We start from the raw sequence: 11,323 nt of genomic DNA on the forward strand, positions 1-11,323 counted from the left end.
TACATTCATCCATTCAGTCCCAGATAAAGGTCATCCCAGTTCGGATTAGCCTCAACAATCATTCGCAACTTCCACGCCCGTTTCCATCGCTTCAACTGCTTTTCGCGTTTAATCGCTTGGTCAATGTCTCTATGCGGCTCCATCCAGACCAATCGGTCTAGGCCCCAGCGTTTGCAAAAGACTGATCCTTCGCCTCTTTTATGTGCGTTCACCCGTGCTGACAAATCAGCAGTGACGCCTATGTAGAGCACGCCAAAGGGCTTGTTCGTCATCAGGTAAATATGGCCACCGCGCATGGCCTCTCTCCAGATCACCACCCTGGTTGAGATGGTGCGATGGTAGCGGTGTTGGATTAAACTTCAAGCGGCCCCTGCCTTCGCAGGGGCGACGACTATTTTGTCCGCGTCCACAGCCCTTCGCGATCGATGGGAGCAGGCTGGTTTGTAATTGCATCGCCAAAAGCCTTAACCACCCAGCGTAACTTTTCACCGCGAGAGGTGAAAATCCGTCCGTCCCAGGCATGCTCGCCTGCGATGCGTACCTTGCGGGCAATGTCGCCATAAATGCCCGCTGCGGACAGCACCGCCCAGCGGGCGCGGAAGGGCAGGCGTGCGGCACCAATGCGGGCCGAGGCCTCATATTGCCCTGCCTCATCGGCCAGCCAGCGGCCAATAAGAGCCAGTTTTTTGCGGTTGTGCGGGCGCAGATGCTCGCCGGGTTCGAGGTCGAGCTGGGCCAGCCAATCATCCGGGATGTAGCAACGGCCTGCCCGGCCATCCTCGGCAATGTCGCGCGCGATATTGGCAAGCTGGAAGGCAAGGCCAAGATCACAGGCGCGGTCTAGTGTTTCTTCATCATCAGGTGATACGCCCATGACCACGGCCATCATTACCCCAACCGCGCCGGCGACATGGAAACAATAACGGTAAAGATCGATTTCGTGGCGAGGCTGCCAACCGATGGTATCGAGCGCGAAGCCTTCGATCACATCATCGGCCATTTTCTGGGTAAGGCCGCATTCGCGTGCGACGACGCCCAGGCAATCGAAGGCCGGATCGCCGGTAGTTTCGCCATTCAACGCTTGGGCCGTCAGTTCGCGGATCGATTGCAACCGGGCAGCCGGATCGGCAATCGCTTCCATCTCTCCGCCATGATCCTGCCCGTCGGCCATATCGTCGCATTTACGGCACCAGGCGTAGAGCAGCCAGACACGCTCTCTAGTGGTGCGGTCAAACAGCTTGCTGGCGGCGGCAAAGGATTTGGAACCGCGAGCGATGCTGTCGCGGGCATAGGCGACGAGAGCCGCCCGTTCGCTCACAAATCCTCGGCCTTCATCTGGAAGATGCTTTTGTGCGGTTCATAGCTCGCCATTTTTGCGAGCAAGCCTTCCATAGTTTCATCGACAATCATGATGCCCGCATGTTGTGGACGGATGAAGCCGACATCGACCATGTGCCGGTTGAACGCCACCAATTGGTCGTAAAAGCCTGCAACGTTGAGGAGCCCGACCGGCTTTTCATGATAGCCGAGTTGGGCCCAGCTTATCGCCTCCCACAATTCGTCCATCGTGCCGACGCCACCGGGGATGGTGATGAAGCCATCCGACAGGTCGGTAAACATGCGCTTGCGTTCGTGCATGCCGGGAACAACATGCAGTTCGGTGCAGCCGCGATGCGCGACTTCGCTGCCGACCAATGCTTCGGGGATGACGCCGATAACTTCGCCACCCGCTTCCAGCGTTGCGTCAGCCACAGCGCCCATGAGGCCAAGCCGACCCCCGCCATAGACCAAGCCGATTCCGCGCTGAGCCAATTCGCGGCCAACCATCCGTGCGCATTCAATATAAACTGGGTCGGCCGGGGTGGCTGAACCGCAATAGACGGCAAGACGTTTCAATGCTTCAAATCCTGTATCATCAATTCGGCGGTGGCCTTGGCACTGCCCACTACACCCGGAATACCAGCCCCCGGATGCGTCCCTGCGCCGACAAAGTAAAGATTGGAAAGCACATCGTCGCGGTTGTGCACGCGGAACCATGCGCTTTGGGTCAAGATCGGCTCGAGGCTGAAGGCGCTGCCCAGATGCGCGTTGAGGTCGGTGCCGAAATCGGCTGGGGTGTAGTGGAATTTGGTGACGATACGGTCGTGGATGTCTGGGATCAAGCGGCGGCCCACTTCGTCGAGAATGCGCTTTTCAAAGACCGGCCCCATTTCTTCCCAATCGATCGGCAGCTTGCCCTGATGCGCGACTGGCGCGAGCGCATAGAAGGTCGAGCAGCCCTCGGGCGCCATCGACGGATCACTGACCGTCGGGTGATGCAGATAGAGCGAGAAATCCTGCGGTAGAACGCCATGGGTGTAGATGTCGTCGAGCAGCCCTTTGTAGCGCGGCCCGAACAGGATCATGTGGTGCGGGATGCCGGGCCATGTGCCCTTGATGCCGAAATGGACGACGAACAGGCTGGGTGAGAATTTCTTGCGTGACAGGCTCGCCGCTGCCTTGGTCCCGCGTGGATGGTGGCCGAGCAGGTCGCGGTAACTGTGCATGATGTCGCCATTGGTGGCGACGGCATCGCACTCCACGCGAAAACCGGACTGTGTAACGATCCCCGTGGTACGCTCGCCTTGCGTTTCGATCCGTTCGACGGGATCTCCCAATATCAATGTGCCGCCGATGCGCTCGAACTGTGTCACCATTGCTGCGATCAGCCGGTTGGTGCCACCCTTCGCGAACCACACGCCGCCGTCCTTCTCCAGCTTGTGGATCAATGCATAAATCGCACTGGTCTTCATCGGATTTCCGCCGACCAGCAAGGTGTGAAAAGACAGCGCCTCGCGCAGCTTCTCATTCTTCACAAAGGAAGAAACCATCGAATAGACGCTGCGCCATGCCTGATATTTGGCGAGCGCGGGTGCCGCCTTGATCATCGAGGCGAAATCGAGAAACGCCTTGGTGCCGAGTTTGACATAGCCTTCGTCATGCACACCAGCGCTATATTCAAGGAACTTCGCATAGCCTGCGACATCCTCGGGATTCAGCTTTTCGATTTCGGCGCGCAGCTTGGCGTCATCGTTCGAATAATCGAAATTGGTGCCGTCTGCCCAGTTGAGCCGGTAAAAAGGCATGACGGGCATCAGTTCGACATCGTCGGCCATGTCATGCCCGGTCAACGCCCAGAGCTGGGTCAGGCAGGGCGGATCGGTGATGACCGTCGGGCCGCCATCGAAGATGAAGCCGTCACGCTCCCAATAATAAGCCCGCCCACCTGGCTTGTCGCGAGCCTCGATGATGGTCGTTTTGATTCCCGCCGCCTGCAAACGGATGGCGAGCGCCAGTCCGCCGAAGCCCGAACCGATGACAACGGCTGATTTCATCTTTTTTTCTTCCGTGCCCGAATTGCTTGTAACGCCTTACCGATGGGGACCGGGGGTTTACCAGAGAGAATGCGCGCTTTGTCGCCGCTTGTGCTTTGCCCGGCATAGAAGCGTTCGATCAATCCGGGCTTAAGCCTGTAGAAGCGTTCGAGTATCTTGTACCGCTCGCTGGGTTCCGATGCGCGAAAGAGCATCCGGTTGAGAATGCGATAGAAATTGCCGCTCTTCCAATGCTCCTGCGCGCGCTGCCGCATCAGCATGTTCAATCGGTCGCCGTCGTAATCGGGAAGCTCTGAAATATAGATCGCATTACGCACAGCATCGGGCAGCGAGTAGCTGGTGACCGGGTGGAGGAACGCGCCGCGCGCCCCGGCCTTGGCTGTCCGCCCGCTGCCGCTCGCCCAGTAATTTTCTAGGTCGCCGCCCATGACGACCGGCAACACGCCTGTTTCTTCGCGCAATACCCGTTCCACCTGCCAGCCCTTGCCATCGGCATAAGCGGCGATCCTTTGCGCCATGACGCGACGGTCCAGGTCTGGCTTGTCGCTATAATAAGTGTCCTCGACGAACACCTTATCCATGCCGAAAGGCAGGACATAGACGAAGCGATAGCCGTCATATTGTTCGACCGTAGCATCCATCACGATCGGCCGCGTCAGATCATGCGGTTCGGAAAGCTGCATCAACTGACCAGTGAATTTCTGCCAGCCGCAATCGAGATGATGATAGTCCGCCACCCCGCGCGCGTCGATGACGCCACCGGCATTTATGCGCTGCGCCCCATCGAGCACGACAAGTCGGGGGCTGACCGCCTTAACCGTGCGTCCGGCCAGCAGCGACGATGCCGGTAGATTATGCCGCAACAGCCAATCGAGCCGCTCGGACTCGATGGTGTAATAGATATTGTCGAGGCTGCGGCTATGCGCCGGGAAATGCACATCATAGCCCGACCAGCCATAGGTTACGAGCGGTGCGGTCAGCCAGCGGTGCTCGGGCGCGATGTCACTGGCGAAGAAACTCCAGATATGGTTGCCGCCGAAATGCTGCTCTTGCTCGACCAGCACGATCTTGAGCTCGGGCCGCTGCCGCGCAACCGCGAGCGCGATCAGCCCACCGGCAAGGCCGCCGCCGACAACGGCAAGGTCGCATTTGATAGGGGTTGGGGCAGCCATGGGCATGTAGAAGGCCCTAGCGCAGCGGCGATGGTGTGCAAGAAGCTGTGACAAAGAAGTTGTGGAGATGTGCGCTGTCAAAGCGTGGACATCGTCGCCGCGCGGATTTATGCATGCAGGCATGCAGTATGCTCTCCATCTTATCTGCTCGGCGATATTGCTGGTGCTGGCTTCATTCATGGGCGGTGCGCGACCGGCACAGGCCCAAACAGCCGCGGTTTCCGCCTATGCTGGCGAACAATGTGTCACATTCCGGCGGGAAGGTGATACCGCGTTTAGACTCGTCAATGACTGCGCAGAGCCTTTGTCCGTCGCGGTTTGCGCTGACTCCGTTGGGAGCGGAAATTGCGCCCGCGATATTGGCTGGCAGACTTTGACCGTGGCGGCACGCGCGGAACTGCCGGGCAGTTATGCGCCGCTGCAGTCGCTAAACATCCTAGCCTGCCGCGCACCCGCTGTTATCGTTATGAAGCCGGGTGGCGTGGGTAGTTGTGATCCGACCGGAACCGCCAATTTACCGTTGCTTTTGGCCTCGTCGCTGAAAAATGCAGCATCCATCATCACATCTGCCGACTATCCGAACGGGGTTAAGGCAGAGGGAACGACCCGGTTCGAAATGGTCGTCGCCGCAGACGGACGCCCACAAAACTGCATGGTCACCGTTTCGTCGGGCAAGGAAGCGCTCGATAAAGCGACCTGCAATGCCTTCATGAAACGCGCACGCTTCACACCTGCCAAGGGTCCAAACGGGTTTGCGTCCGCTGGCCGTTATCGCGGCAATGTGACCTGGAAGGAACAATGACACTAGCGATTGCGGCTATCGGTTCCGCGCTTGCTATGACGCTGATTGTCGGTGTCCGCTATCTGGCAACCAGCGGTTTTTTCGCATGGTTAACGGGACAGGTCCGTCCAGGGCTTTATGCGAAGCTCGGCCCGCAAATGAAGCGGGAGGTTTACTGGTCCTTGCTGTCCGCCGGGATATATGGCGTTCCGGCTGGTATCGTCGCCTGGGGCTGGCAGAACCGGGGCTGGACGCAGATCTACACCGATTTTGGCGACTATCCGCTCTGGTATCTTCCGCTGTCGGTTTTCCTGTTCCTCGCCGCGCATGACACCTGGTTCTACTGGACGCACCGCTGGATGCACTGGCCGAGGCTGTTTCGGGTCGCGCATGCCGTGCATCACGAAAGCCGCCCACCGACTGCCTGGGCCGCGATGAGTTTCCATCCTTGGGAAGCAGTGACAGGCGCTGTTGTTATCCCCGCGCTGGTTTTCGTGATCCCTATCCATGCCGGAGCCTTAGGGTTTGTGCTGTTCGTAATGACGCTGATGGGCATCACCAACCATATGGGCTGGGAACTATTCCCGCGCAGTCTTGTTAATGGACCATTGGGTCGCTGGCTGATAACGGCGACGCATCATCAAAAGCATCACGATGCGTATAAGGGAAATTATGGGCTCTACTTCCGTTTCTGGGACCGTTTTTGCGGGACCGATCTTGGCCTTGGCGATTTTGGCGGGGCAGGGCGCGGCAAAAGCAGCTGACGACGCGACACTGACCGTTTCCGTCACCGGATTGCGCAATCAAAAGGGTAATGTGCTTGTCTGCCTGACGGCCAATGCAAAGGCCTTTCCCGATTGTTCGAAGGACCCGGCGGCGCACAAGCGCACGGTGCGGGCTTCGGCAGCCGGATCGATTAGCTTCTCTGGCTTGGCCGATGGCACCTATGCGCTGTCGCTGGTCCATGATGAAAATGCCAATGACAAGCTCGACACGACGCTCGCGATTCCGAAAGAGGGTTTCGGGTTCTCGCGCAATCCCAAGATCGCCTTTGGACCGCCCAAATTTGCTTCGGCGGCTTTCGCTCTAAAGGGCTCAGCGACGCAGACCGTTAAAATGAAATATATGCTCTAACTTTCACTTTTTGATTTTGGTCAATTGCAACTTGCAACCGACCAGCAATTATCTCCCTCAGCAGAGGAGATAGAAGATGCTGGATACACTGGAACGCAACGATTCGGATGGTGCCGCCGCGAATGCAGAACATTTTGATGTCCTGATCGCAGGTGCCGGGATTTCCGGGATAGGCTCAGCCTATCACTTGCAACAGCAATGTTCGGGCAAAAGCTATGTTGTCCTTGAGATGAAGGACACATTTGGCGGCACTTGGGAAACGCACAAATATCCCGGCGTCCGTTCCGACTCCGATCTGTACACCTTCGGCTATCGCTTCAAACCCTGGGTCGGTGCGCCGATTGCGAGCGCGGACGAAATCCTGAAATATATGGGCGAGGTGATTGAAGAGAACCATATCGGCCCGAACATCCGCTATGGCCATCGCATCACCGCTTGCAAATGGTCGAGCGCCGACAATCGCTGGACGATTGAGGCTATCCGGCTCGCCGACGGATCTAAAGCGACGTTCACCTGCAACTTCCTCTGGATGTGCCAAGGCTATTACGACCATGAAAAGCCGTACATCCCTGATTGGGAAGGACTGAGCGACTACAAGGGGCAATTCGTCCATGCCCAGCTGTGGGACCCGAAAACCGACTATGCCGGCAAGCGCATTTTGGTAATCGGATCGGGCGCGACTGCCGCCACCGTTGTCCCCGCCTTTGCCGAAAAGGCAGCGCATGTGACTATGCTGCAACGTTCCCCGACCTACTTCTTCTGCAGTGAAAACAAGAATGAACTGGCTGACCGGTTGCGCGAAATCGGCATTGATGAGCCGACCATCCACCGCGTCGTGCGCGCGCAGATCATGTACGATCAGGACATGATGACCAAGCGTTGCCAGACCGAGCCGGAAGTGGTGTTCGAAGAATTGAAAGAGCTGGTCCGCGCCTTTACCGGCAAACCCGATTTCGAATTTGAACCGCATTTCACGCCCAAATATCGCGTGTGGCAACAGCGGCTGGCCTTCTGCCCCAATGGTGACGTGTTCCGTGCCGCCGTCGAGGGCAAGGTGACAGTGGTGACCGACACGATCGACCGCTTCACTGAAAAGGGTGTGCGCACAAGTTCAGGCGAAGAAATCGAGGCCGATATCATCGTCGCCGCCACCGGTTTCCGCCTATCGGTCATGGGCGACATCCCATTCAGCGTTGATGGCAAGCCCGTCAACTGGAGCGACACCGTCACCTATCGCGGGATGATGTTCACCGGTGTTCCGAACATGGCGTGGGTGATGGGCTATTTCCGCGCCAGTTGGACATTGCGCGTCGATATGATGGGCGATTTTGTCTGCAATTTGCTCAACCATATGGACAAGGTCGGTGCCAAACGGGTCGATGTGCAGTTGCGTCCGGAAGATGCAGGGATGCCACTGGCGCCTTGGATCGAAGAGGACAATTTCAATCCGGGCTATTTGATGCGCGGGCTCGATAAAATGCCCAGGCGCGGGGACAAACCCGAATGGCGGCACAACCAGGATTATTGGGCCGAAAAAGACCAGATCCCGGCAACCGACTTAACCGGCGCCGAATTCAAATATAGCTGACACTCCGGACAGGACCAGAAATATGCAAATTCCAGCAAATCTCGCCCAGACCATTGTGGATTCGCGCGCTTATGCGGCGGGTGATCCGGTCGATGAAGCGTTCCGTACTATCCGCGCCGAAATGCCGCTTGCGGTTGCCGAGCCGGAGGGGATGGAACCTTTCTGGGTGGTCAGCCGCCATGCCGATATCATGACGGTCGAAAAGCAGCCGGACATTTTCCACAATGGCGACAAATCGACCTTCCTGACTTTGAAGGAAATGGAGCCGATGGTGCGCTTCATCACCGGGGGCGAACCCAATCTGGTGCGCAGCCTCGTCTCGCTTGACGGGCAGGAGCATAAGGATTTGCGCGCTGTCGTCTTTCCGTCGGTGACCCCCAAGGCGTTGCGCGGGCTGGAAGACGACATCCGCAAGATTGCCAAGACATTCGTCGCTGAAATGCTGGCTAAAGCGCCCGAATGCGATTTCGCAACCGACGTGGCATTCCTCTATCCGCTGCGGGTTATCATGACGGTGCTGGGCGTTCCGCAAGAGGATGAGCCCTTCATGCTCAAACTGACACAGGAACTGTTCAGCAGCGCTGACCCGGAGCTCAACCGCGACCGGAAGGAAGTGAACCCCGCCGAGGCCCTCGATGGCCTGCGCCGGACGATGGAGGATCTGGAAGCCTATTTCGGCGTGATGACCGAGAAGTTCCGCGCAAATCCGACCGATCAGGTCAACAGCCTGATCGCCAATGCCAAGGTCAATGGCGAATATCTCAACCGCCGCCAGCTGATGGGCTATTATATTATCGCCGCCACCGCCGGGCACGACACCACCTCAAACACCACGGCAGGTGCCATGTGGGCATTGGCCGAACGCCCGCTGCTGTTTGAACAGTTGAAGGCCGATCCAGGCAAGGTGAATGCGTTTGTCGAGGAATCGATCCGCTGGGTCGTTCCGGTGAAGCATTTCATGCGCAGCGCGACGCAGGATGCCGAAGTGTCGGGGCAGAAAATCAAGGCGGGGGACTGGATGATGCTGTCCTATCAATCGGCCAACCGCGACGAGGCGGTTTTCGACGACCCGTTCGACTATCGCATTGACCGTGAACCCAATCGCCAGATCGCCTTTGGCTATGGCGCGCATGTCTGTCTTGGCCAGCATCTTGCGCGCATGGAAATGCGGATACTGTGGGAAGAATTGTTCCCGCATTTGAAATCCATCGAACTGGCGGGCACGCCGCAACGGACGATTTCCAATTTCGTCTGCGGGCCAAAGCATGTGCCCATCCGCTTCACGCTGAACTGAGATGGCAGAGCCGTTCAAGCGCTACCGCTGCACCTATTGCGGGCAGGAATATGATGAGGCCGAGGGCTGGCCCGACGATGGCATCGCGCCCGGCACGCGCTGGGAAGATGTGCCCGATGACTGGTATTGCCCGACTTGTGGTGCGGAAAAAGCCGATTTCGAAATGGTCGAAATCGGCTGATTCCTGGGTTCAGATCGCGTTGACAGGTAGCTTGAAATAAACATGCCCGCCTGGTGAAGCGGGCGGCATGGCACCTGCGCGGATGTTGACCTGCAACGAGGGCAGGATCAGCAGCGGGGCCTCCAGCGTCTTGTCGCGGGCAGTTCGCATCGCAACGAATTCGGCTTCGCTGATGCCATCATGCGCGTGGATGTTGCCCGCCCTTTGTTCGGCCACCGTGGTTTCCCAGCGATACTCGTTGCGCCCGGCGGGCAGATAATCATGGCCGACGAAGACCCGGGTTTGCAGCGGCAGGGCAAGTATCTTGCGGATTGAGCGATAGAGTGTTGCCGCATCCCCACCCGGAAAATCGGCGCGAGCTGTGCCGTAATCGGGCATGAACAGCGTATCACCGACAAAGGCTGCATCGCCGATCAGATAGGTTACGCAGGCGGGGGTGTGCCCCGGCGTGTGCATTACGGAGATGCCGAGGTTGCCGAGCGGCAAGCTTTCGCCTTCGCGCACCAGCCGGCCAAAGTCTCCTCCATCGGGTTTCATGTCGTCGGCTTCGAAAAGTGCGCCGAAAACCTGCTGCACATCGGTGATATGCGCCCCGATAACGATGGGCGCGCCGGTCTTTTCGTGAAGATAATGCGCCGCTGACAGGTGGTCGGCATGGGCGTGCGTTTCGAGCAGCCAGTCGAGCTTCAGGTCATGCTCATCGACATAACTTAGCACCGCATCAGCCGACTGGGTCGAGGTGCGCCCGTTGCGCGGTGTGAAATCAAGAACGGGATCGATGATCGCTGCATTCTTCGTGGCGGGATCGTGCACGACATAGCTGACCGTGAAAGTGGTGGGGTCAAAAAAACCTTGAACATGGGCGTTCATGAGTCGTCTCCTTATGACCAATATATTAGCACTTGCTAAATTAGAATCAATGCATATAATGAGGGCATGTTCGATTTGGCTCGCTTTGACCTCGCATTGTTTGAGGAAAGTGCCGGACGCGCGGCTGCGCTGCTCCGGCTGCTTGGGAATGAAAAAAGGCTGATGGTGCTGTGCCAGCTCGCCGACGAGGAATTGTCGGTGAGCGAGATTCAGCGACGCGTTGGCCTTTCGCAGTCTGCTTTGTCTCAGCACCTTGCAATGCTGCGCGAGGAAGGCGTGGTTTCGACCCGCCGTGAGAGCCAGTCGATTTACTACCGCATCGCCGATCAAAGCGCGCTGCGGATCATCGAAACCTTGGCGGAGCTCTATTGCCCGCCTGAAATGAGGAAATTGCCATGACGGCCATTTTGCACAAGCTTTCGCCGCAACAGGTGCGCGAACGGATCGACGCTGGGCGTGCGGTGTTGATCGATATCCGCGAGCCTGATGAATATGCGCGCAGCCACATCAAGGGCGCGCAATCACAGCCGCTTTCGGTTTGGGAAAAGGCGCATCTCAGCGTCGATCCAGACGCCGATGTGATCTTCACCTGCCGTTCGGGGATGCGCACTACCGGTGCGTGTGACCGTTTGGCTGCCCGCGTTACCGGAGACGCCTTTGTCCTCGACGGTGGCCTGAACGCCTGGGAAAAGGCGGGCCTGCCGGTTGAAACTAATGCCGACGCGCCGCTGGAAATCATGCGGCAAGTTCAGATTGCCGCCGGTTCGCTGGTGCTGATCGGTGTGCTTCTCGGCTTTTTCGTTGCTCCGGCATGGTTTGGTCTTTCCGCCTTCGTCGGTGCTGGCCTGACCTTTGCTGGCGTCACCGGGTTTTGCGGAATGGCGCGGCTGTTGATGTTGATGCCCTGGAACCGGGTGAAGACTGCCTGA

At 58.0% G+C, this 11,323-nt stretch carries 14 protein-coding genes; 8 read left to right on the plus strand and 6 right to left on the minus strand.

The features are described 5' to 3' along the window. Window positions 1-5: 5 nt before the first annotated feature. The 5 genes from DXH95_RS01930 to crtY all read right to left on the minus strand — a co-directional run bounded on the left by DXH95_RS01930 (window position 6) and on the right by crtY (window position 4,552). Entirely contained in the window at window positions 6-296 is a 291-nt protein-coding gene (locus DXH95_RS01930) for a GIY-YIG nuclease family protein (RefSeq protein ID WP_115549344.1), read from the minus strand. A gap of 95 nt (window positions 297-391) precedes the next feature. Continuing rightward, on the minus strand, window positions 392-1,318 hold the full coding sequence (locus DXH95_RS01935; protein WP_115547777.1) for a phytoene/squalene synthase family protein: 927 nt from the start codon (window positions 1,316-1,318) through the stop codon (window positions 392-394). Further along, on the minus strand, window positions 1,315-1,896 hold the full coding sequence (locus tag DXH95_RS01940) for an LOG family protein (protein WP_115547778.1): 582 nt from the start codon (window positions 1,894-1,896) through the stop codon (window positions 1,315-1,317). Before DXH95_RS01940 ends, DXH95_RS01935 begins: the two co-directional genes overlap by 4 nt. Continuing rightward, entirely contained in the window at window positions 1,893-3,374 is a 1,482-nt protein-coding gene (locus DXH95_RS01945; protein ID WP_115547779.1) for a phytoene desaturase, read from the minus strand. Before DXH95_RS01945 ends, DXH95_RS01940 begins: the two co-directional genes overlap by 4 nt. After that, entirely contained in the window at window positions 3,371-4,552 is a 1,182-nt protein-coding gene (gene crtY / locus DXH95_RS01950; protein ID WP_338061695.1) for a lycopene beta-cyclase CrtY, read from the minus strand. The genes DXH95_RS01945 and crtY overlap by 4 nt, the downstream gene beginning before the upstream one ends. Window positions 4,553-4,667: 115 nt before the next feature. On the opposite strand from crtY, the gene DXH95_RS01955 reads away from it, so the two are divergent. The 6 genes from DXH95_RS01955 to DXH95_RS01980 all read left to right on the plus strand — a co-directional run bounded on the left by DXH95_RS01955 (window position 4,668) and on the right by DXH95_RS01980 (window position 9,524). Then, window positions 4,668-5,348 carry an energy transducer TonB gene (locus DXH95_RS01955; RefSeq protein ID WP_181883534.1) on the plus strand — a complete coding sequence of 227 codons (681 nt, stop codon included), beginning with the start codon at window positions 4,668-4,670 and terminating at the stop codon, window positions 5,346-5,348. Beyond that, window positions 5,345-6,091, plus strand: coding sequence for a sterol desaturase family protein (locus tag DXH95_RS01960; protein ID WP_115547781.1), 747 nt, complete (start codon window positions 5,345-5,347; stop codon window positions 6,089-6,091). Before DXH95_RS01955 ends, DXH95_RS01960 begins: the two co-directional genes overlap by 4 nt. Further along, on the plus strand, window positions 6,051-6,461 hold the full coding sequence (locus DXH95_RS01965) for a DUF2141 domain-containing protein (protein WP_239016511.1): 411 nt from the start codon (window positions 6,051-6,053) through the stop codon (window positions 6,459-6,461). Before DXH95_RS01960 ends, DXH95_RS01965 begins: the two co-directional genes overlap by 41 nt. Before the next feature lie 76 nt (window positions 6,462-6,537). Then, window positions 6,538-8,049 carry a flavin-containing monooxygenase gene (locus tag DXH95_RS01970; protein ID WP_115547783.1) on the plus strand — a complete coding sequence of 504 codons (1,512 nt, stop codon included), beginning with the start codon at window positions 6,538-6,540 and terminating at the stop codon, window positions 8,047-8,049. A 22-nt stretch (window positions 8,050-8,071) separates the two neighbouring features. Continuing rightward, window positions 8,072-9,343 (plus strand): cytochrome P450, encoded by a 1,272-nt coding sequence (locus DXH95_RS01975; RefSeq protein WP_115547784.1) that lies wholly within the window; start codon window positions 8,072-8,074, stop codon window positions 9,341-9,343. A 1-nt stretch (window position 9,344) separates the two neighbouring features. Then, entirely contained in the window at window positions 9,345-9,524 is a 180-nt protein-coding gene (locus tag DXH95_RS01980) for a rubredoxin (RefSeq protein ID WP_115547785.1), read from the plus strand. A gap of 9 nt (window positions 9,525-9,533) precedes the next feature. Here the strand turns inward: DXH95_RS01980 and DXH95_RS01985 are convergent, their stop codons facing one another. Next, the gene (locus DXH95_RS01985; protein WP_115547786.1) at window positions 9,534-10,394 is read right to left on the minus strand and encodes an MBL fold metallo-hydrolase; all 861 of its coding nucleotides are present in this window, start codon (window positions 10,392-10,394) and stop codon (window positions 9,534-9,536) included. A gap of 66 nt (window positions 10,395-10,460) precedes the next feature. Here DXH95_RS01985 and DXH95_RS01990 point away from each other — a divergent pair, with 66 nt between their 5' ends. Continuing rightward, complete coding sequence (locus DXH95_RS01990) at window positions 10,461-10,793, plus strand: ArsR/SmtB family transcription factor (RefSeq protein ID WP_115547787.1); 333 nt, start codon at window positions 10,461-10,463, stop codon at window positions 10,791-10,793. Further along, a complete protein-coding gene (locus DXH95_RS01995; RefSeq protein WP_115547788.1) occupies window positions 10,790-11,323 on the plus strand; it encodes a rhodanese family protein in 534 nt (177 codons plus the stop codon). Before DXH95_RS01990 ends, DXH95_RS01995 begins: the two co-directional genes overlap by 4 nt.

The sequence above is a fragment of the Sphingorhabdus pulchriflava genome, from assembly GCF_003367235.1.
Taxonomy (GTDB): domain Bacteria; phylum Pseudomonadota; class Alphaproteobacteria; order Sphingomonadales; family Sphingomonadaceae; genus Sphingorhabdus_B; species Sphingorhabdus_B pulchriflava.